The organism is Paenibacillus sp. FSL R5-0914, assembly GCF_038004525.1.
GTDB lineage: Bacteria > Bacillota > Bacilli > Paenibacillales > Paenibacillaceae > Paenibacillus_AQ.
Window position 1 is genome coordinate 1,243,675 of record NZ_JBBORH010000001.1, and the last position, 21,612, is coordinate 1,265,286.

The 21,612-nt window shown below is 43.9% G+C and carries 16 protein-coding genes; 11 read left to right on the forward strand and 5 right to left on the reverse strand.

The genetic code is table 11. The annotated features are described in order from the left end of the window. Nucleotides 1-291: 291 nt before the first annotated feature. Nucleotides 292-2,511: a copper amine oxidase N-terminal domain-containing protein gene (locus tag MKX60_RS05405; RefSeq protein ID WP_341059245.1), complete on the forward strand. Its 2,220-nt coding sequence runs from the start codon at nucleotides 292-294 to the stop codon at nucleotides 2,509-2,511. A gap of 174 nt (nucleotides 2,512-2,685) precedes the next feature. Here MKX60_RS05405 and MKX60_RS05410 read toward each other — a convergent pair whose 3' ends face one another. Continuing rightward, complete coding sequence (locus tag MKX60_RS05410; RefSeq protein WP_341059246.1) at nucleotides 2,686-3,408, reverse strand: helix-turn-helix transcriptional regulator; 723 nt, start codon at nucleotides 3,406-3,408, stop codon at nucleotides 2,686-2,688. Nucleotides 3,409-3,596: 188 nt separating this feature from the next. On the opposite strand from MKX60_RS05410, the gene MKX60_RS05415 reads away from it, so the two are divergent. The 4 genes from MKX60_RS05415 (at nucleotide 3,597) to MKX60_RS05430 (ending at nucleotide 9,001) form a co-directional block, all read left to right on the forward strand. Next, nucleotides 3,597-4,892, forward strand: a complete 1,296-nt coding sequence (locus tag MKX60_RS05415; protein ID WP_076297952.1) for an ABC transporter substrate-binding protein — start codon at nucleotides 3,597-3,599, stop codon at nucleotides 4,890-4,892. Between the two features lie 83 nt (nucleotides 4,893-4,975). Next, the gene (locus MKX60_RS05420) at nucleotides 4,976-5,854 is read left to right on the forward strand and encodes a carbohydrate ABC transporter permease (protein ID WP_231573358.1); all 879 of its coding nucleotides are present in this window, start codon (nucleotides 4,976-4,978) and stop codon (nucleotides 5,852-5,854) included. Continuing rightward, the gene (locus tag MKX60_RS05425) at nucleotides 5,854-6,702 is read left to right on the forward strand and encodes a carbohydrate ABC transporter permease (RefSeq protein ID WP_076284877.1); all 849 of its coding nucleotides are present in this window, start codon (nucleotides 5,854-5,856) and stop codon (nucleotides 6,700-6,702) included. The genes MKX60_RS05420 and MKX60_RS05425 overlap by 1 nt, the downstream gene beginning before the upstream one ends. 22 nt (nucleotides 6,703-6,724) lie before the next feature. Continuing rightward, entirely contained in the window at nucleotides 6,725-9,001 is a 2,277-nt protein-coding gene (locus tag MKX60_RS05430) for a glycoside hydrolase family 65 protein (protein ID WP_341059247.1), read from the forward strand. 86 nt (nucleotides 9,002-9,087) lie between these two features. Here the strand turns inward: MKX60_RS05430 and MKX60_RS05435 are convergent, their stop codons facing one another. The 3 genes from MKX60_RS05435 to MKX60_RS05445 all read right to left on the reverse strand — a co-directional run bounded on the left by MKX60_RS05435 (nucleotide 9,088) and on the right by MKX60_RS05445 (nucleotide 10,801). Beyond that, nucleotides 9,088-9,564 carry a DsrE/DsrF/DrsH-like family protein gene (locus MKX60_RS05435; protein WP_042131456.1) on the reverse strand — a complete coding sequence of 159 codons (477 nt, stop codon included), beginning with the start codon at nucleotides 9,562-9,564 and terminating at the stop codon, nucleotides 9,088-9,090. A 241-nt stretch (nucleotides 9,565-9,805) separates the two neighbouring features. After that, nucleotides 9,806-10,123: a hypothetical protein gene (locus MKX60_RS05440; protein ID WP_076297950.1), complete on the reverse strand. Its 318-nt coding sequence runs from the start codon at nucleotides 10,121-10,123 to the stop codon at nucleotides 9,806-9,808. A 54-nt stretch (nucleotides 10,124-10,177) separates the two neighbouring features. Continuing rightward, nucleotides 10,178-10,801 (reverse strand): acetate uptake transporter, encoded by a 624-nt coding sequence (locus MKX60_RS05445; protein WP_042192624.1) that lies wholly within the window; start codon nucleotides 10,799-10,801, stop codon nucleotides 10,178-10,180. Nucleotides 10,802-11,136: 335 nt separating this feature from the next. On the opposite strand from MKX60_RS05445, the gene MKX60_RS05450 reads away from it, so the two are divergent. The 4 genes from MKX60_RS05450 to MKX60_RS05465 all read left to right on the forward strand — a co-directional run bounded on the left by MKX60_RS05450 (nucleotide 11,137) and on the right by MKX60_RS05465 (nucleotide 15,112). Continuing rightward, nucleotides 11,137-12,054: a prenyltransferase gene (locus MKX60_RS05450; RefSeq protein WP_231573357.1), complete on the forward strand. Its 918-nt coding sequence runs from the start codon at nucleotides 11,137-11,139 to the stop codon at nucleotides 12,052-12,054. A gap of 133 nt (nucleotides 12,055-12,187) precedes the next feature. Further along, nucleotides 12,188-12,964, forward strand: a complete 777-nt coding sequence (locus tag MKX60_RS05455; protein ID WP_339267698.1) for a DUF6081 family protein — start codon at nucleotides 12,188-12,190, stop codon at nucleotides 12,962-12,964. A gap of 38 nt (nucleotides 12,965-13,002) precedes the next feature. Next, nucleotides 13,003-13,956 (forward strand): 1,4-dihydroxy-2-naphthoate polyprenyltransferase, encoded by a 954-nt coding sequence (gene menA / locus MKX60_RS05460; RefSeq protein ID WP_149645390.1) that lies wholly within the window; start codon nucleotides 13,003-13,005, stop codon nucleotides 13,954-13,956. Nucleotides 13,957-14,116: 160 nt separating this feature from the next. After that, nucleotides 14,117-15,112 carry a Gfo/Idh/MocA family protein gene (locus MKX60_RS05465; protein ID WP_042192615.1) on the forward strand — a complete coding sequence of 332 codons (996 nt, stop codon included), beginning with the start codon at nucleotides 14,117-14,119 and terminating at the stop codon, nucleotides 15,110-15,112. A 91-nt stretch (nucleotides 15,113-15,203) separates the two neighbouring features. Here the strand turns inward: MKX60_RS05465 and MKX60_RS05470 are convergent, their stop codons facing one another. Further along, complete coding sequence (locus MKX60_RS05470) at nucleotides 15,204-16,562, reverse strand: dicarboxylate/amino acid:cation symporter (protein WP_042194660.1); 1,359 nt, start codon at nucleotides 16,560-16,562, stop codon at nucleotides 15,204-15,206. 412 nt (nucleotides 16,563-16,974) lie between these two features. Between MKX60_RS05470 and MKX60_RS05475 the strand changes: the two genes are divergently transcribed. Both MKX60_RS05475 and MKX60_RS05480 read left to right on the forward strand, forming a co-directional pair. Then, nucleotides 16,975-17,757: a hypothetical protein gene (locus tag MKX60_RS05475; RefSeq protein ID WP_341059249.1), complete on the forward strand. Its 783-nt coding sequence runs from the start codon at nucleotides 16,975-16,977 to the stop codon at nucleotides 17,755-17,757. 73 nt (nucleotides 17,758-17,830) lie between these two features. Next, nucleotides 17,831-21,559 carry an S-layer homology domain-containing protein gene (locus tag MKX60_RS05480; protein WP_341059250.1) on the forward strand — a complete coding sequence of 1,243 codons (3,729 nt, stop codon included), beginning with the start codon at nucleotides 17,831-17,833 and terminating at the stop codon, nucleotides 21,557-21,559. The last annotated feature ends 53 nt before the right edge of the window (nucleotides 21,560-21,612 follow it).

The window sequence follows — 21,612 nt, forward strand, 5'->3', positions numbered from 1 at the left end:
GGCGTGCCAGTAGTTTCTATGGCATCAGTATATGCTTGCTTGGAGAATTGGGTTAAAGCCTAGGTGGAGTTTATAGGAATAACAAATAAAGGAGATAGAGGTGAATGGTGTAATTAATATACAACATTGTTTTTTATTTACTTATAATGAAACTTTTTGAGATCTACTGCGTCAAATAATACGATTTGAAATAATGAATGTACCATGAAGTAAAAGCACTGTCTCGTTATATAAGAGGAAGGTAAAGTTAGGGGCCACTTATATTCACAAATGGAGCAGAGGAGTCAAATCATGCATTTAAAAAAACTATCATTAGTTGTACTATTGGCCGTATCTCAGACTGCTGCGGCAGTGCCCGTTTTTGCTGAAGCTGGAAATATTACCTCCAGTAACACCAGTGGAGTAAGAGTGGCTACTACATCTGTTGCGGAAGTAATTCCAGAAGCTACTGATCCATTGCCATCATTGACACGTCCGGTAGTAGAAGGGGCAACACCAACAGCGACAGTAACGCCAATTACAGGGGGAACAACCGATTCTACTTTAACAACGTTACCATCCCCCACACCGAGTCCAAGTCTTACACTTATACCTGCGACCACCACACCACCGATTACAACTGACATAGTTAATGCAGGGGCTAGCAATCAGCTTGTACTTATGATGAATAGTAACAAAATGTATCAGAATGGCATTGAATATTTGGCTAATCAGCCAATGGCAGTGAAGAATGGCGTTTCCTACGTTTCGATTAGAGCTATGGTTGAACGTGTAGGTGTGAAATACATTTACGATTATAAGACGAAAGAGACTATTGTTACTAAAGGCAGCGACGTTATGCGGTTCAAGACAGACAGTAAGATTTATTCCGTAAATGGTAAGAATGTGACAATGAAAGGTCCAGCATATCAATTCAAAGGAACCTTTATGATTCCATTGACGTCCATTACTGGGGCGCTGGGCATTCCGTATACCGTGGATAATGTGCAAAAACGAGTCATTCTTTCGCTAAATTTGAAGCCTAAAGCTTCTTTTACAGTACCGGCTATAATTTATGCTGGTGATCCAGTGAATTTCCTGACTTCTAGCTCTTCACCGATTGGTTCAGCCATAGTTGAAGAGAAGTGGGAAGGGAAGCAGGATATCTATGATACACCTGGGCAATATGTAGTATCCTACTCTGTTAGGGATGCTAATGGACAATGGAGTGATCCTTACTCCACGACGATCACGATTCTAAAACCGAATACACCGCCGGTTGCAAATTTTACGACCGATAAGAATTCCTACAAAATGGGTGAGATGATCACTTATACGGATATGAGCACCGACCCAGACGGAGATACACTTAAAACAACGACCTGGACGAATAAAGCGGAAGCTTTCTTCACGCCTGGTCCTGCAACAGTTTCTATTCAAGTAGAAGATTCACATGGCGCAATCAGCACTTTTGAAAAAGTCATTAATATTACGGGTGAAGTCTTGTACAGTAAGGAAGATTTCTATAGATTGTTCGCTTCTCCGGGTAGTGTATTTGATATTGACGGATCCAATGTTCCAAACTGGCAGAAGGTAGCTTATACGCTCACTTCTGAGCCTTATAATCTTATTCGCGCTAACAGTCCAGAAACCGTAAATATGGAAGGGATTACTTATCGTGAAACATCGTTCGGTGGAACCCGCTTTTTGATTCACCACAAGAATAATATGAATACTAAAATGAAGGTATATGTGATAGCTAAGAACAACAATCTATCCCCTACGACGATCACAACAGAATATTTAGGCGTTGGAGGCCCACATCCATTTCCGGAAGCTACGGGTAAACTCTCAGTGCAACGTTACTGGGAATCCATGCAAACGAAAAAAGATTACAAGACAACGGTCCTGCAACCTGGTGAAAGCGTCTCTATCCTGTCTGATCTGAATAATATTGCAATAAAACCGAGCGAAATCGTTTCACTCCAAGCGGACTTATATAGTGATTATCCTATTGAATACAATGTTATGATGATTGATGCGAATAAAGATCCGTTAACCACACTTCCTATGCTTCCAATACTGGATCGTGATGGCGTGCATAACCGAGGGACTTATGCTGATTCTACACGTATCATGACTGTTACGGATGAAGTAGGGAGAACACCTGCGAGACTTCTCATCGGTGATAATTCAAGTGATTTGAATTTGATGGGCACCGACCCTATGTCAGGAACTGGTGCATCCAATGCAGGCAACTTCGGAGTACTATACAAAATCAAATTTGAACATGTTGCTCCCAATTCATTAATTACCTTTAACCCGCGTGGTGGTAATTATATGGGACCTGTTATGGTGAATGGTCAAATTGTTCAAATGCCAAGTACCGGCAGTATTACAAATGCAAACTTGAATAGTGTGGTTTACCGTACTGGTGATGAAGGGGGCTCTGTTGAGATATTGTTCACTGCAGCGTCTGGTAGTAATTTGCCGGTTAACTTCCTGATTACACCGCAACCACCGAAGAGATAGTTATGCAAAGTAATCATTAGGGGGAACAAAAGGCGAAATTCCATTCGGCTATGAATGAGAATTCGCCTTTTTTAAAAAATATACGGAAGTATAAGTTTCACGCTATACTTTATCCTTATATTTCTCGCATAAACGCTTTCCGTCCTTTAAGGACGCCGAAGGCGTTTTTGCTTATCATTTCATGTGATCTTTTCGATACTCCCTTGCGGTCATGCCTAGATGCGTCTTGCAGTAGGTAGAGAAGTAGGCAGAGGAAGCGAAGCCGAAGATATCACTAATATCCTGAAGCGCCATATTTGTATGGATCAGGAAGTTCTTGATCGCATCAATTCTTTCTTTATGGATGAAGTTGAGGACAGTGCTCCCTGTTTCTTGTTTGAATAGCGTTGCGAGGTAATTCGGATGCAACTGCACGATTTCCGCAACCCGCTCTAGCGTAGGCTTCTCTTCAATGTGCTTTTTAATATAGGCGATCGTCTTATTAATGATGGGTCCATACGAATACGAACGATGGGTTGAGATGACACTAATAAAGCTATTTAGCATGAGGTATTCAATCTCAACGGTCTTCACGATCGAGTCGCTCTCATCAATTAAGTTGATGTAATGGTCACTGAGAATGAACGCGGACTCGGAATCGACCCCCGCCTCAATGATCGCACGCGTAAAAATGGTGCAGCTAGCGACTAGAGAATATTTCAACGACTGCAAAGGCTTCGGTGACAGGTTGGCTCGTTCCAACAGGTTGATTTCATTCAATATTTTAACGGCACCTTCACGATCAATGCGTTGGATTGCATAGACGAGCTTCTTTTCGTGCTCATAGGAAGGATGCATATAGTTCTGATAGCGATTCTTCGCCATATTGCGTTCGAGGAAGGCAGTAATGTCTAGCATGGATAATCTCCTTTAGGCTACCTGTTTAAGGGAGGATTTTACAATATAATCCGTATTTATAAATCGAAACTAATGTTAAGAATTTATAATTAAGTGTTATATTATCGTGTAATATCAGTTTTGTAAAGGCTTTCAATTTTAGAAATACAAATAAAAATTATGAAATCTTCAGAAGAGGGGTATTGCAGATGAAGAAAAAAGTAGGGGCAGCATTATTATCTGTAGCTATGTTATCCACGTTAGTCGCTTGTGGAGCAAAAAGTGATGATGGGGCAAACAAGGCAAATAGCGCAGACACAACGTCTAAAGGAACTGGTAAAAAAGCGGTTATTACAATCATTCAGAATAAAGTAGAAATCCAAAGTGCACTAGAGGATGCAGTGAAAGAATTCAATAAAACTCAAGATAAATATGAAGTACAAGCATTAGGAGCAGCAGGCGACAACCTGATGACGGTGCTCCAGACACAATTCAGCTCCGCCCCAGAAAAAGCACCAACCATTTTCACAACAGCATCTGGCTCAGAGTTTCAAAAATATCTTCCATATATGGCACCCTTGGATGATATGAAAGCGGCTAGCAAAATTGTTGAAGGACAAGATACAGCAGCGCGTAATGATGGTAAATTATATGGCTTGCCAGTTGCGCTTGAAGGCTTCGGACTTATCTACAATAAGGATATGTTCAAGGAAGCAGGCGTGAATGCGGATGATATTAAGACATGGGATGATCTTGTAGCAGCAAGCACGAAGCTAGAGCAAGTGAAAGGCGTGAAGAAGGCCATAGCGTATGCACAAGAGTCTTACTTCCGTTTCATGCATCCATTTAACTGGCCATTTGCATTAATGAAAGATACATCGGGTACGATTGCTAAGATTAATGCTGGCGAATTGAAGCTTCAAGATATTCCTGAATTGAAAGAGTACGTTGCTGATCTGGACAAGATCAAAGACCATACGAACTTGAGTAAAGATACGTATGATGAACAAGTTGCAGGCTTCGCGGCAGGACAATATGCGATGATTCACCAAGGAAACTGGGCACAAGGTCTCTTGAACGATTATGATGTGAAATTTGAATACGGTTTCTTGCCAGTACCGTTCGAAGGTAATCAAGGGATTGCGGTAGGTAACAGTAACTTCTTCCGCGTGAACAAGCATGCATCGGAAGATCAACAAGCGGGTGCGAAGGCGTTCTTGGATTGGTTGCTAACAGATCCAGCGGGTCAGCACTATGTAACGGATGAGTTTAACTTTATCCCTGTGTACTCCGGTTTTGATACTAGCAAAATGGATCCGTTATCCCAAGAAGTGAACCGTTATGCAAGTGAAGGCAAGACAGTGAAATGGGTATTCGATCAATTCCCAGCGGGAGCAGATCAAGAGTTTGCGAACCAAATGGAAAAATACTATGCAGGAAAATTAACGGGCGAGGGCTTGTTAGAAGCACTTCAGAATGTTTGGATGACTGCGGTTAAAAAATAATCGTATGGCTATGGAGGCTGCTTCTCGAATATTCGTTAAGCGGCCTCTTCCTGTTTTGTAGAAATGGATAAGAGGTGAAACCATTGAAGAAAAGTGTAAAGAGAAATTTAATAGCCGCAGCTTTTATTGTTCCATCATTATTCATCTTTATAAATGTAGTCATCATTCCATTCGTTATGGGGATTGTGTACTCTTTTACAGATTGGGATGGGTTTAAATTTGCAGGTTCTAACTTTGTAGGCTTCGATAATTATGTACGGGTGTTTCAAGATTCAGATTTTCTTACATCCTTCGGCCTGACATTTAAATATGCCGTATGCATGATTATTCTCGTTAACGTTATCGGACTTTCACTCGCGATGCTGGTGACTTCCAAAATTAAGTCGCGTAATCTTTTACGCTCAATATACTTCCTGCCGAACTTGATCGGTGGTCTGATCCTAGGTTTCATCTGGAAGTTCGTATTCACGAAATTCTTCGTACAGGTTGGAGAAGTAATGGGGAATAGCTCGATCTTCTTCAATTGGTTGGATGATCCGACGGCTTCCTTCTGGGCGCTGGTCTTCGTAGGAACATGGCAAATGGCCGGCTACGTCATGATCATCTACATCGCAGCTATTCAAGGTGTTTCGGATGAGGTGCTGGAGGCAGCTGATATGGATGGCGCAGGCGGATGGATGCGATTCCGCAAAATTATGTTCCCACTCATTATGCCAGCCTTCACGATCAGCTTGTTCTTGACGCTGTCGAACGCATTCAAACAATATGATACCAATATCTCACTAACGAACGGTGGTCCTTACGGTACAACCGAGCTTGTTGCAATGAATATCTTTAAAACCGCGTTTAGTATGAATCAATATGCGCTCGCGCAATCCAAGGCGATTATTTTCTTCCTCGTCATCTTAGTTGTGACGGTTACGCAGGTCGTTATCTCGAAGAAAAGGGAGGTTGAACAATAATGAAACGTCGCAATAAATCAACTTCAATATTGCTTGAAGTTATAGCTTGGGTTAGTGGACTTCTTATGCTGTTGCCTATGTATATTATGTTTGTGAATTCGTTCAAAGGACGTGCCGAGATATTCACCGATACGTTCGGCCTGCCGAAATCCTTTTCCTTCGAGTACTATGCTGCGGCAATGGACAAAATGAACTTTTTGTCAGCATTTAAAAACTCGCTCTTAGTGAGTGTCATTAGTATTGGGCTTATTATTATCTTCTCAGCGATGACATCTTGGATGCTTGTTCGCATGAAGAATAAATTGTCCAATGGCATTCTCCTCTTATTCGTAGGTACGATGCTCATCCCGTTTCAATCAGTGATGATTCCGCTAATGCAATATTTAAACAAATGGGATATCCCATCACTTAATTTCTCTATGATTAATACACATTATGGCCTAATTTTCATGTATATCGGATTTGGGCTAAGTATGTCGGTCTTCCTTTATCATGGTTTTATTAAAGGGGTACCGATTGCTCTTGAAGAAGCGGCGATGATAGAGGGCTGTAATACGTGGCAGACATTCTGGAAGGTTGTATTCCCAATGCTTACGCCAATTACGATGACTGTAGGAATCTTGAATCTATTGTGGATTTGGAATGACTATTTACTTCCATCCTTGACCTTAACAAGCCCAGCGCTTCGTACCATTCCATTGTCAACCTTCTTCTTCTTCGGAGAATTTACAATTCAGTGGAACCTTGCAATGGCAGGACTTGTCGTATCGATTATTCCGGTTATTATCTTTTATCTGTTCGCACAGAAATACATTATTAAAGGCGTTATGGCAGGTGCTGTGAAATAAAATTGGATGAGGGGGCCTTCATATGAAGTCGGGCTGGATTATTGAGAATCATAGGGATATGCAAGACCTCGGCGTTAGTGAGAGTATTTTTAATGTGGCTAATGGTTATGTAGGTGTTCGAGGTAATTTTGAAGAAGGTTATGAAGGTGACGAGCCAACGGTTCGTGGAACATATATAAATGCATTTTATGATATTACACCGATGCTATATGGGGAGAGCGCGTATGGCTTTCCCGATACACAACAGAAACTTGTGAATGTGATGGATGTACAGGATGTGACCATTCATATCGGGGAGGAGAAGTTCAGTCTTTTCACAGGAACGGTCGTATCTGGGCGGCGTTATCTCGATATGCGCGAAGGGAAGTACGTACGGCTCGTGCACTGGATTTCACCACAAGGTAAAGAGGTCGAAATTTCATTCACACGCATGGCGTCATTGACAACACTCGAATTGTTCACGATAGATATTGAGGTAGCTCGTATCAATTGTCAGGATGAAGTGACAATTACCTCTGGTGTGAATGGCGATGTGAGTAACTATACGAATGCGAAGGACCCTCGTGTTGCTTCGGGTCATGCCAAGCTATTGGATATGAAGAATATCGAGGTGTTCGACGAGACTTCCTTACAAATCGTGCTTGAGACAAATACGTCGAAGCTACAAGTGGCGGCAACAACAGTTCATCAGACAACGCCTGCGGTGAACGGTGAACTGATCAAGGGTGAGAAAAGTGTAATGGTGCGGTATGCGTTCCCAGCCGGTAAAGATATTGTTCAATTCACAAAATTCAACGTATTTACAGATACACGTCGACACGAAGATCCAGCTGCTCACGGACGTGAGTTGATGGCTTTGGTATTAACGCAAGGGATTCAAGCGGCTTACATGGCACAAGAAGTATATTTACAACATTTTTGGGAAATTGCAAATATCGAGATCCAAGGTGATGAGGTACTTGAGCAAGGTCTTCGATATAACGTATATCAGTTGCTGCAATCTGTGGGCAAAGATAAATACAGTAACATCGCAGCCAAAGGCTTAAGCGGTGAGGGCTACGAGGGACATTATTTCTGGGATACCGAAATCTATATCCTGCCGTTCTTCATCCTCTGTCAACCAGAGCTGGCGAAGCAGTTGCTTCGTTACCGTTATACGATTCTAGGTGAAGCGAAGAAGCGTGCGCTAGAGCTAGGCCACAAGAAGGGGGCCGCTTACGCATGGCGTACCATTACAGGGGAAGAGTGCTCGGGGTACTTCCCAGCTGGTACGGCACAGTATCATATTAATGGTGATATTGCTTATACGTATATTCAATATTATCTCGCGACAGGCGATAAAGATTTCATTGCGGAATTCGGTGCGGAAGTCGTATTTGAAACTGCAAGAACTTGGATGGAGCTAGGTCATTATCATGAAGGTCTATTCAAGATTGATGATGTAACAGGTCCGGATGAGTATACGGCCATCGTAAACAATAACTATTACACGAATGTACTTGCAAAATATAATCTAGAGTGGGCTGCATCGTGGTATAAGCAGTTGGCAGAAACTCATCCTGCGGCATGGGAAGCTTTGTGTAGTCGCATTGGCTTAACAACAGATGAGATTACAGCATTTGAAGAAGCGGCTGCGAAGATGTATCTGCCTTTCGATGAGAAGTTGAACATTCATGCACAAGATGATTCTTTCTTAGCGAAGAAGGTGTGGGATTTCGAGAACACACCGGAAGAAAAACACCCACTGCTGCTTCACTATCACCCGCTACACATCTATCGTCATCAGGTGTTGAAGCAGGCCGATACGGTGCTGGCGCATTTCTTGCTCGAGGATGGCATTTCAACCGATGTCTTGCGGAACTCCTACGATTATTACGAGAAGCTGACAACTCATGATTCGTCCTTATCCTGCGCGATCTATAGCATCATGGCTTCGAAGTTAGGTTACTCGGACAAGGCGTACGATTATTTCATTGAAACGGCACGAATGGATTTGGATAACACTCATGGCAACACGAAAGACGGATTGCATATGGCGAACATGGGTGGTACATGGATGTCGATCGTCTATGGCTTCTCGGGTGTAAGGATCAAGGATGATCATTTGGCATTGAACCCGACATTGCCGAAGCAATGGAAGGGATACACCTTCACGATGCGTTACCGTCAAGCGACGATTACCGTGGAAGTGAATCATTTGAAGACGCAATTAATCGTGGATGCACAAGAGCTGATTCATATCAAAGTAATGGAGAAGAGCTTCAAGATTCCAATGGGCAAGACAATCATCACGGTATAATTTATATCCTTTCAATTGAAATCCGAAGCGGCATGAGAAATTCCCCATGTCGCTTTATGTTTTCTTATATTAATTAATTTCAACCGCTAAATGAACAGCTGAACATCACTCTCCAAAGCATCTTTTAAATACGCCGCAGCATCGATAATCTCGACCTCTGGCAGCAGTTCTTCTGTTTTAAAGCCCATGATTTCGACGGAGAGCTTACAGGCATAGAACTTGATGTTTTTTTTACGAGCTCCTTTTAGAAAATGAATCAGCTTCGGCGCGCCTTGCTCCTCCATCATCTCCTCTAGCATCATCCGGCCCAGCCCGCTGAAATTCAAATGGGAGAGTGGCAGCTGCCCAGGACCCTTTGGCGTAATGACATCCATCAGCTTCTCATAAATACTTTTATCCTCTAGCGTCATCTTCTCCGGATCACGCACCAGAAACAAACCCCAGAAAGAGAAAAACATCGTAACCTCTACATCTATATCTCTCGCGGCATTCGCTAAGATCAATCCCGCCATGGCTTTGTCGTATTCTCCGCTGAACATCAGAAGATTTATTTTTTTACTCACCTGGATAGTCCTCCCGTTCCTTATATTGAATTATAAGAAAGTATAAGTTTCACGGTATACGTTATCCTTATAATTCTCGCATAAACGTTTAGCCTCCTTAATAGGACGCCGTAGGCATTTTAGCTTGGAATGTCATTAGTATGGTTATGGAGGGGAGAAGTATGCGAAGGGACCTTCCGAATTCACAAAAAAAGCCCCCTTACGGGAGCTTCATCACCTTTATTTTGTTACCTAGCTTCTACTAATGTACTTCAGAATCTTTGGATTCTGGATCTAAGGTGCTGCGGATGTCATGGTAACGGGCGGAAAGCCAAATGCTTCCGGTAAATAATACGATGAGTCCAAGAACGATAGAAAATCGCCAGTCGCCTGCTTTGAAGTTCAGCTGAAGTACCGTTAGTACAAGCGAAACCTGGGTCCAGACCAGTGTTCTTTTGCGAAAAGCCGCAATATCTCCAGACATCTTTGGGATATTCCGAATGATCAAATAGGCAATAACTGCGAGAATAAGCGCAAATATAGCGGTTACGGCTAATTCAGAAGAGGATAGGACATGCATGGTCTCAGGCATCCTTTCGGCTTGCAAAAGTTAGGATTCAAAAAAGGTGAATTACTATTTCTTGAAAATACCTAGCGGAGCTCCGATCGGTAAGAAAGTGCGTCCGAAATGAGCGTTTAGCACAGAAGCGCCACATCCGTATAAGGATACGATACCAATTCCAAGTTCGGCACAAGCAGCAAGCTTATGGAAGAATTCTGGAGCGATACCAAAGGAATCGAAGGTTAGTCCAATAAAAAGGAAATCTATCAATACAAAAATGATAAGCAAAACTCTATTAGCCTCAACCGCGCCAATGGTCATAAAGATTGTAAAGATCAAGTAACCCAGAAATACAAATCCGAGCTGCTTAGGATCTACAGCCTCTGCAAGCGTTGGGCCGAATACGCCGAGCTTGATCAGCCAGCTGCTAGCCATGCCGAACCAAAAGAAAGCGTAGGCGCCAAAGGCAGTCATACCAAAGGTGTTGTTGTGCTTAGCATCTTGAATTGCGGCAAATAGTTGAGCAAATGCTCCCAGGAAGATAGCCCAAGGAATGACGTAGCTAAGTCCTGTTGTAAACTCAAGCTTCTGTGAAGAAGCAACCAATGTGACAATAGCCAGTCCGAATAGCCCGATGGCGCTAGGGTCTGCGGTGACGATTTTGACAGATTGGGTGTTAGGGGATTGCGCTGACATGACAGTAAAAGCCTCCATTATTATATATAGTTTTACGCTCTTAAAAACAGCACTCAAGGAGCGCTGTTCATAGGCTTGCCTATCATATCATATTGGTATGTGCTTGCCTATAAAACAGCGCTCATTTTTTGTTGTAAAAGGGTGGCCTTATGTCCAATAAGAGGTTATTTACATTTTTAGCTTCAATGAAGAAACCTTTTAGCCAAACAAACCGAGGTATTATGTCAAGATTAGACATTATATGCAGTGATAATCTTCACAATCTGTTGAAAATTGATGTATAATAGTCAGTGATAATTATTATCAAGTCATAATGAAAAGGCGGTAAGCTTGAAGTGAGCAAATGGACATTATTTACGAAGGCGACCCGGTTTTGGAGTTTTTCAGTTATGCTTATCCCGATTGTTTTAGGTACAGTTGGGGCATATGTATGGGAAAGGTCATTCCATCCGGTCTTATTTATTCTAACCTTAATAGGAGCGATTTCGGCGCATCTGTTTTCCAATATGGTGAATGATCTGTGGGATTATCGCAACGGAACAGATACAGAGGCGAAGAATTCCGCTGGTGAAATCAGCACAAACTCCGGGCTACTGACAGGTGGAATCCTCTCGGAGTCTTTTTATGCAAAGATGACCTGGAGTATGTTGGCGATTGCCCTTATCTGTGGTGGAATCCTAAGTATATATAGCGGTTGGAATATCCTCTGGTTTGTACTTGTAGGTGCTTTAATCGCTTATTTCTATGTAGCCCCACCCCTGCGGTATGGCTATCGCGGTAAGGGATATAGTGAGATGGCTATCTTTATAGCTTTTGGGATCATGCCTGTGTTAGGTTCCTTTTTCGTACAAACCGGTCATTTTAGCATGAAGCCTGTCATCCTTTCATTGCCGGTTGGATTCTTGACTACATTGCTATTGTTTAATCATCATTTCTTACATTGGAAAGCGGACGAGCAGGCTGGAAAACTTACGCTTGTTGTAGTGTGGGGTGAACAGAAGGCACTTGTCTTCTCGCGTGTGCTCCTCTTCACCGGTTATGCTTCTGTGGTGATCTGTGTGCTGATGGGCGTACTTCCAGTTTATGCACTATTGGCTTTGGTTACGGCCTTCTGGCCAATTCGTATTTATCGTGGACTGAAGCCGCATAATGCTTCACCAGCCTATATCCCGCTCATGGGTGCTTCACAAAAAGCCTCCGTTCGTTGCGGAGTAGTGATGGCAGCAACCTTACTAATTCAAGGATTATTCTGAAAATATAAGAATATATAGGTTTCACGCTATACATTATCCTTATATTTCTCGCATAAACGCTTACCGTCCATTAGGGACGCTGAAGGCGTTTTTGCTTGTACTAATAATTACCATACAGAAGGAGTGAGCTTTCATGGAAAAGAAGGACAAGGAACTGTTGAAGGAAGAACAAAATGTTAAAGGCAATCAAATGGTGCTTGGAGATTTCCACTCCATTTTAGAAGAAGGAAAGGTCTGGAAGACAGGTGGATTTACACTGCCTGATGGATCCTTTTGGGCTTATCGTGAACCGGAAGCGGTAGTTATCGTTCGTAATGATACGCTGTATGTGCGTGCGAAATTATCCCGCGAGAACCATCAAGTACAAATTCTAGACAATGCTAAGCATATGTATTACTCCGCGGAGCCAGTGGTAATTCCTGAGGCCGGAGAGATTAGCTTTGAGCTGCAAATTCGTAGCCGTACACAAGGAACAGCACCTGGAGATTTGTACGATGGTTATGTATCGCTGAACTTGCTTGATTTTACGACAGGTGCGGCGCTAGACTTTTTTGCGGGAAATGATAAATATGCTAGTGTATATGGTATTTTGCCGTTCCCAGGGGTACAAGTACCAGAGAGCAAAGGAACGAAATATTTCTGCATCTTTAAAGAAGATACGGATTTCAAACCACGTGAATTTAATACCTACCGCATAACGTACCACCGTGGCAACGATGAGGCTGTATTCTATTTGAATGGCAAAGAAGTGCGTCGTGAGAAAAATATTCCGATTAAATTCAATAACTTTACAGTGGCGCTTGGAATTATGACAGAGAAGGATCTGAGTCCTGAAGGCAGTGTGTCTGTGCATGGACAAACAGTTATTGCAGAATGGTCCCCAGTGAAGATTACAACGACTGAACAGTAATACCTTGCAGGCTCAATTGATAAATAAGGGTGTATGGTGTGAATATTAAAAGCTTTCTAAGATTTGTGGAGCTGCCGACAAAAGTAGCCAGTATGATCCCCTTTCTGATGGGAACGCTGTATGCCCTGTATCGGTTTGAGGATTTTTATGTGTTGCGTTTTGGTCTGATGTTCGTTTCCCTGCTTAGTTTTGATATGGCAACGACGGCGATTAACAACTATTACGATTTCAAAAAAGCTTCCAAAACTCACGGCTATGGCTATGAGACGCATAATGCGATTGTGCATTTTAAGCTAAAAGAGAGCACTGTCGTGGCGACGATTGTTATTTTGCTGGCTCTGGCTGCAGGGGGCGGGATTGCGCTTGTTACGCAGACGGGTTTGCTGGTCTTTTTGCTGGGTGGGCTATCTTTCTTAATAGGTATCCTTTATTCATTCGGGCCGATTCCGATCTCAAGGATGCCGTTAGGTGAGCTGTTCTCAGGTTTGTTTATGGGCTTTGTCATTATTTTTATTTCTGCCTATATTCATACGGACGAGCATGTGGTATCGCTGTTGCTTCAGAACGGTTGGGTCAGCTTGAATATCAATATTATGGAAGTGCTGTACCTGTTCTGGTTCTCTGTTCCTGCCATTCTAGGGATTGCAGGGATTATGCTCGCAAATAATATTTGTGATATTGATGAAGATGTGGAGAACCGCAGGTACACGCTTCCGGTCTACATTGGCCGACGTAATGCGCTTGTGCTGTTTAAATATCTATACTATGTCTCTTATCTGGATCTTGTAGTGCTGCTGATCTTGGGGATAAACCCTATTCTTGTCTTGGCGATTCTACTTACACTGATCCCATTGCACCGAAATATCGATTTGTTCAAACAGAAGCAGGAGAAGGCGAGTACCTTTATTCTTGCCGTCAAAAATTTCGTGTTGATGAATGCGGCCCGTATTGCTGTGCTTGGTGCGGCTGTGCTGTTAAACATGATAATGTAATTTTTCCACTGGATTAAAAAGCAGTATCTATCGGAGTCGAATCTCCTTTGGGTGCTGCTTTTTGCGCTCTGACTGTACTTTTCTATTAGTGATGAGTTTCATTCTATGATAAGGTGTCTTAAAGTATAGTAACTAATCCAAGGGAAGAGGTGTAGCCATTATGGTACAAAAACTTCGGTGGGGAATCATAGGCTGTGCGCAGATTGCGACTGGCTCAGTGATGCCAGCTATCATGAATTCAGATTCGGGAGTGATTACAGCGGTAGCGAGTCGTGGCTTGGAAAAAAGCAGCGCTGTAGCCGCAGAGTTCGGAATAGAGAAAGCATATGGCAGTTACGAAGAGTTACTTGCGGATAAAGAAATCGATGCGGTGTATGTTCCGCTCCCTAATCATCTTCATCGAGAATGGGTGATCCGTGCGGCAGAAGCAGGTAAGCATGTGTTGTGTGAGAAACCGATCGCACTGAACAGTGCAGAGGCTGCAGAGATGGTGAAAGCATGCAACGATGCAGGCGTTCACTTAGCAGAAGCGTACATGTATCGGCATCATCCACGGATTGCTGAACTCCAGGACATTATCGCTAGCGGTGAAATCGGAGAATTACGCTCGATTCGAGGTACATTTACTTACAATGATGCTACAGACACTTCAAATATTCGTTTTAAATCGGCTTGGGGTGGCGGCTCGCTTTATGATGTTGGCTGCTATCCGTTAAGTGCGGCACGACTGTTGTTTGGGACGGAGCCGGAAGCTGTGACCGTGCATGCGAAGTTCTCCCCTGAGCATGATAATGTAGATATGATGGCTTCAGGGCTGGTGGAGTTTCCAAATGGTTTAAGCTTGATCTTTGATTGCGGAATGTGGGCATATAACCGCCAGCTCTTAGAGATTCTTGGGACCGAGGGACGAATTGAGGTGCCTATGCCTTTCAACGCTAGAGACGAGGATGCGGAATTCTTTGTGTACACTGGTGATGAGGTGAGACGGGTCGATGCCACAGGGGCTAATCCATACATACGGCAGGTGGATGATTTTGCAGCCGCTGTGTTCACAGGTAAGAGACTCATTGCACCGGAGGATCCGGTGCTAAGTATGCGTCTGGTTGAAACCTGCCTTGCTTCAGCTAAACAACGGCAAAGAATTAGCATGGTGTAACAGCGAATCTAATATGGATCTACGTTAAAAAAACCTCCGGCTTGCTGCTATAAGCAGCTGCCGGAGGTTTTTTTGTTTGCATGTTCGGATTTTAAACTGTGCTCAAGAGAATATCATCTTCGTCATCATTGCTATTAAAGGCTTCGCGGTCAAATTCACCTTCTGAATTCGCGACCAACAACGCGGTTACAGCTGTTCCTGTTGCATTTACAGCGGTACGACCCATATCGATGAGCGCTTCTACACCTGCAACGATAGCGATTCCTTCAAGCGGCAGGCCAAGAGCGGTTAAGACCACCGTAGTGGAGATTACGGCTGGTCCAGGTACGCCAGCTACACCAATTGAAGAGATGATACTTACTAAGACCAGTGTAATATAGTCAGTCCAGTTCAGATCAATACCGAATACTTGGGCGGTGAACACAGCCACAATCGCCGGCCAAATGCCACCGCACGCATTAAAGTTGACCGATGCTCCTAACGGCGCAATAAAGCTCGCGATCCGCGGGGAGACATGAAGGCGCTTCGTAATCACTTCAAGATTGACAGGAAGTGTTGCGTAGCTGCTTCTAGTCGTGAAGGCAACGGTAATGGTTGGATAGATTTTGCGGAAGAAACGGATTGGATTCACCTTCGCTACTAATAGAACCAACCCGCCAAAGATAAGAACAAAATGAATAATCATTGCGACATATGAGGTAATGATTACGCTACCCAGTTCCTGCAACGTTTCCCAGCCATAACGTGCGGTAATTCCTGCTATCAGTGCGAAGACACCGTAAGGCGTCAAACGAATAATGAATTTCACGACCTGATGCAGTATCAGTGTCAGGGATTCAATAAGATCACGTACAGGTTTCACGGCTTCCGGTTTCTTGGAGCCAATTTTGATTATAGCTACTGCTAGGAAGATAGCGAAAATGAGCAGAGGCACAACCTTACCCGTAGCTGCTTCATTCACAGGGTTAGATGGCACAAGATCCAGAATAACCTGTGAGAAGGTAGGGATTTCCCGGGCGGCGAAATCCGCAGGTACATCCTGTTGTATCCCTTGACCAGGATTGAACAGCAGCGCAACCGATAGGCCGATAATAGAAGCGATACCCGTCGTTCCGAGGAACCAGGCGAAGGTTTTGATCCCTATTTTGCGCAGATACTCCAGATTAGTTAAGGAAGAAATACTGTTTAATACGAGTATGAATACTAAAGGAATGACGAGCATGCGAATCAAGCTGACATAAATGCTGCCGAATGTGCTAATGGCTTTGGTCTCTAAATCGAAGTATTGAAAGAATATTCCGGCAATAAGTCCGATGCCAAGTCCGATGAGTACCCGAGTACCAAATCCGATGCGTTTACGTGCCAGTAGAAACAAAATTGCAAAAACAAATATGGAAGCTACAAATCCATACCAGTTCGTTTCGATGGCGGATAACAAGTTGTTATCTATGTTCACTACTAATACCCCCTTAAACCTAGTTTTTTAATGTGATTAATCCTATTGAGATCAATCTATATAGAATTTATAGTAAAGTCAATGTAATAATATGTTAAAAATAATCAATCCCGATAAAAACCATGTGAAAAATAAAAATTGATTGACAAGGCGCATCGTCATGAATAATATGGAACTTAATCACAAGCCAATTGGAATCGACTGGACAGCCGGAGATTCAACGAAAGACGCGTGTTTTGCGTCTCGTTGAGTCTCTTTTTTTTATTTTAGAGAAAGGAGAATTTAGGGGTTAAAGGTACAACGATGAAGTTAAGAAGCATGGATCTACTGGACAGCCAGAGATTCAACAGGTACGTAATACGTGCCGTGTTGGGTCTTATTTTATTTGAAAAGGATGGTACACATTATGAAAAAACTTACGATATCTTTGGTTGCTGCAACTGTTGTCTTTTCCGCACTGACGTATGCCGCAGTATCCGCTAATAAAAAGACAGCAGAGGCAGCATCCATTGAAGCAAGCAGTAATACAGCAGTATCGGTTTCAGCAGCAGCGGCACCTGTAGCTACTTCTGCAGCCGAAGTCGTTGTTCAGGCAGAAGCCACTCCGGCTCCTGTTACAGTAACGGTTCAGCCGGAATCTTCAGCTCCAGCAGTGGAGACTGTCTCCGCAAAAGCGACTGCTGCCCCAGACGCAACCGTTGATTCTGCGGAGAAGACTGTTGCCTCAACAGCTCCAGCGGTGGGTGAAACTCAGCCTAAGGCGACCGCAGCTCCAGCCGTGGAGACCGCTAAGGTAGCTACAACTACAACCACGGTAGCTGCGACTGTCAAAACGCAAACTCAAACAGCTACACCGGTTCCAACGTCTGCGCCTACGGCAGCTCCAAAAGCAATCGTAACTGCCAAAGCAGCTCAACCGACATCTGCTCCTGTCGTATCTGCTCAGCCTAAGGCCACTGCGGCTCCTGTAGTAACGGCAACGGAAGCACCTTCGAAATCGAAATCCATTACTTTCTCCACAACTGAGGTGGTTAAAGCGACAGCCGCTCCGGTCGTTGAGTCTGCCCAACCGAAGACATCGTCTTCTGCACCTGCATCATCCACGGTCAGCGCACCAGCAGCTGCTCCAGCGGAAACGGTTCAGGCACCCGCACCGGCACCAGCCGCTGAGGAAGAGGTTTGTCCTTGATGAGCGGCAGGCTCATTCAGGATTCCTTTCAGCCCATACATCACATAAACCTATTTAAGGCGAGGTGCACATAATGATACGACCATTAACCTTTAAAAAAATTCTAACGCTGCTGTTGGCAGCCTCCCTGCTAATTCTGCCTACTCAGGCAGGAAGAGCTTATGCTAATCCGGATAACGCAGAGGCGCTAACTTCTTTTGGCTCAAGTAGTGGTGTAAGCCACTTTGATTATTTCAGTCATGTCTATGACCGTCTGAATGATCCTAACCATGTATTTAAAACGGCAACCTATGAGGATATCGTTCATCTTTTTGAGAGTGAAGGCACTTACGCTGTTCTGGTTGGCGGCGCTTGGAGCGAGAATACACAGGCCGACATCGGCTTTATCAATGAAGTAGCTAAAGAATATGGCATCTCTACGATTTATAACTTTGATACTAAGCTGGACGGTGACACGCTCCAGATTGCAGACAGCAATAATAAATTTGCTTACAAATACGTTGACCTGGTAAACAAATATTTAAAGAATTTGAATCTGTCCTCGAAGGATGTTCCAGAACGCAATGTTAGCTATACCAATAAAAACGGGGATGTCGTAACTGCTAATAAGATCGAATCTCCATTTCTCTTGGTATACAACAAGGATCACAAGGATGCACAAGGAAATATCGCTCCTGTTGTATCCTATCTGGATAAAAGCTACTCGTGGAATGAGTTCCTGACGAACGGAACACTTGATGCTGCGAAGGTTAATGCGTATAAAGCATCAGTAAGAGAGGTACTTAGTGCCGCTTCTGGGTATAACACGATCGATGAATCTGCTTATATCAAGGCGGCGTTTAACAAGAACTACGAGGGCGAAAATGAGGGCAAACCTACGATCTTCAACGAATCGGACGGTACGCTCGTGTATGAACATGTGACCTATCATCAGCTGAAGCAAATTTTGGCGAGTGATGGCAACTATGCGATTTTGTTAGGTGGATCATGGTGCCCTAACACGCAAGCGGTTATCAAATATATTAATGAGTATGCCAAAAAGCATAACATCGATAAGGTCTACTTCTTCGATACGAAGCTCGACTCTGGGGTGACGGTTGCTGAACCAAGCAATAACAGCGGCACCAAGGGCAATGCCAATCCGCACAATAATAATGAGCTTCAGATTAGAACAACCAATCACCCATATGCGAAGTTGTATGTTGATTTGGTCCGTACTTATCTGACTAATATCAAGACCGAGAACAATACAGCAGCCAAACCATCTGTGATTAGTTATGTGAATGAGCTTGGAGACACCGTGATTGGAGATAGACTTCAGGTTCCATATCTGTTCACGTACAACAAGGATAACAAAGATACAGACGGCACTAATGCACCTATTCTAGGGCATATTGAGCTTATGTACAGCTGGACGAACATCCAACCGGATTACGTGCAGGCGAATTACCCAGTCGGAGCCAGATACACTAACACTACAACAGCTCTGGATAAGCTATTCTCTAAACTGGAAGCTGTGCCCGTTGGACTTACAGGTGTTGCACCAACCGCAGCAGACAGTAAGGATGGGCAAATCTTGGGCACAAGTTCGGCCTTGGAATATAAGCTGGCTGGAGATACGGCATATACGCCAGTATCAGGATCAGCAATTACAGGGCTTGCGCCTGGTGTTTATAAAGTAAGATATGCGGCTACATCAGGATATCAAGGACCAACGAACGCAGCGGGACCGACGATCATTCCTTATAATGCTGGAGAAGATGTAAGTGTGGAGGTGCCTGCTTATATCCATCAACAAGCAGCTCCAACAGGTCTATTAGGCGTAGCTCCTACTTCTGGAGCTAACGATGATGGGCAAATTACGGGCTCAGCTGAAGGGCAGGAATATAAGGGTGTTGGAGAAGCTGATTATAAGCCTGTAACAGGCGTAGCCATCACAGGTCTTACTCCGGGCTTTTATAATGTAAGATTTGCGGCAAAAGAAGGATACAGCGTAGGTAAAGATGCTACTGTTGAAGTTCCGGCCTATGGCGAGCAAGCAGCTCCTATAGGGCTAGTAGGGGTGGCACCGACTACTGCAGCCAATAATGATGGCAAAATCACAGGGACTACGAAAGCGTTGGAGTATAAGCTATCAACAGTTACCGATTATGTCTATGCAACAGATGTAGAGATCGTTGGACTGGTACCGGGGACGTATCAGGTAAGATACGCAGCTAAAGAAGGATTTAATGCAGGCAGAGCAGCAGAAGTGATTGTTCCAGTATTCACTGCAGAGCAAGCAGCGCCATCCGGTTTACAGGGGGTAGCACCTACCTCTACAGCGAACAATGATGGGAAAATTACAGGAACCACAACAGCCTTAGAATATAAGCTGTCCAGTGTGACTAATTATGTGTATGCACCAGATAAAGAGATTACAGGTCTAATACCAGGTACGTATCAAGTTCGATACGCAGCGAAAGAAGGTTATAAGGCGAGTCCAGTAACTAATATTATTGTCCCTGCTTATGTATCTATTTCAGACCCAGGAACAAGTGGGCCTGGCGGCAGCAATCCTGCGCCGAGCACGACCACACCAACACCAACAGCAAGCCCTCAACTGGTTGCTACAACAACAACCGGTAACACTGTGAATTTATCATCAACAGCAGCAACCAAAACGGATAAAACCACAGGAGTAACCACAGCAACAATCACGAAGGAAGCGGCTACCGAGCTTGTGAATCTTGCTAAAAAGGCAGAAGCGGATGGGAAGAAAGCCGTACTTGAAATTAAAGTAGCAGCTACTTCTGAAACCCAAACAGCCGAGCTTACGCTACCGAGAAGCATAATTAACGAGTTGGTCTCTGGTACAAAGGCCGAGATTACCATTCATTATGAGAATGTAGGTACGATTACGCTTGATGCCAAATCTTTGGCAAGTATCAGCTCAGCCTCGGATGCAGGGGATATTGTCATAACCATTGCTAAGGTTTCGTTAACGGCAGAAGGTAAGGCCGTTCTCGGGGACAGACCGGTTTATGATTTGTCGGTAAAAGCAGGTCAGAGTACCCTTTCCACCTTTGGTGGGGGCATTATCCATATCAGTGTGCCGTATACACTGCAAGCAGGAGAACAGAAAGATGCGGTCATCGTATACCATATCAATACCAACGGAAGCTTGGAGAATGTACGCGGGAATTATAACGCTGCCAAGGGAACCGTAGATTTTGTTACCACACATTTCTCCCAATATATTATTGGATATAACAAGGTAAGCTTTGCGGATGTTTCAGAAACTTCGTGGTATAGCAGTGCAGTAGGTTATCTTGCGGCACGCAGTATCACATCCGGTACGGATGCAGAGCATTACAGTCCGAATGCTGCAATAACTAGAGGGCAATTCATAGTCTTGCTCTTGAATGCTTATGGCATCACACCCGACGCTACCGCAACTGATAATTTTGCGGATGCGGGCAATACGTATTACACGAACTATCTCGCGACTGCTAAGCGCCTTGGGGTAGCCACAGGTTCTGGAGATAATCAATTCCAGCCAGAGGTTCAGATCACTAGACAGGAGCTATTTACACTCTTGTATCGCTCACTTGTAGCGCTAGGTGAACTGCCATCCGAGAAGAAGGCTGTAGCTCTTTCTGATTTTGGTGATGCAGGGGAAATTGCTGGCTATGCACAGGAAGCCCTTCAGGCGCTGGTGGAAAGAGGTGTAGTAACCGGAGCGAATAGCAAGCTGAGTCCTAAAGAAGTTACTACAAGAGCGCAAGCGGCACAGGTCATTTATAATCTATTATCGAAATGATTGGCGGTAGCTGAATATAACAGTAGAACCCCCCTGCTTTTTTACAGGGGGGT

Excerpts from the sequence above, each read along its gene's own strand:
- MKX60_RS05415 (WP_076297952.1), top strand. The coding sequence starts at position 3,597 with ATGAAGAAAAAAGTAGGGGCAGCATTATTATCTGTAGCTATGTTATCC.
- MKX60_RS05405 (WP_341059245.1), top strand. The coding sequence starts at position 292 with ATGCATTTAAAAAAACTATCATTAGTTGTACTATTGGCCGTATCTCAG.
- MKX60_RS05465 (WP_042192615.1), top strand. The coding sequence starts at position 14,117 with ATGGTACAAAAACTTCGGTGGGGAATCATAGGCTGTGCGCAGATTGCG.
- MKX60_RS05475 (WP_341059249.1), top strand. The coding sequence starts at position 16,975 with ATGAAAAAACTTACGATATCTTTGGTTGCTGCAACTGTTGTCTTTTCC.
- MKX60_RS05480 (WP_341059250.1), top strand. The coding sequence starts at position 17,831 with ATGATACGACCATTAACCTTTAAAAAAATTCTAACGCTGCTGTTGGCA.
- MKX60_RS05430 (WP_341059247.1), top strand. The coding sequence starts at position 6,725 with ATGAAGTCGGGCTGGATTATTGAGAATCATAGGGATATGCAAGACCTC.
- MKX60_RS05445 (WP_042192624.1), bottom strand. The coding sequence starts at position 10,801 with ATGTCAGCGCAATCCCCTAACACCCAATCTGTCAAAATCGTCACCGCA.
- MKX60_RS05425 (WP_076284877.1), top strand. The coding sequence starts at position 5,854 with ATGAAACGTCGCAATAAATCAACTTCAATATTGCTTGAAGTTATAGCT.
- MKX60_RS05455 (WP_339267698.1), top strand. The coding sequence starts at position 12,188 with ATGGAAAAGAAGGACAAGGAACTGTTGAAGGAAGAACAAAATGTTAAA.
- MKX60_RS05410 (WP_341059246.1), bottom strand. The coding sequence starts at position 3,408 with ATGCTAGACATTACTGCCTTCCTCGAACGCAATATGGCGAAGAATCGC.
- MKX60_RS05440 (WP_076297950.1), bottom strand. The coding sequence starts at position 10,123 with ATGCATGTCCTATCCTCTTCTGAATTAGCCGTAACCGCTATATTTGCG.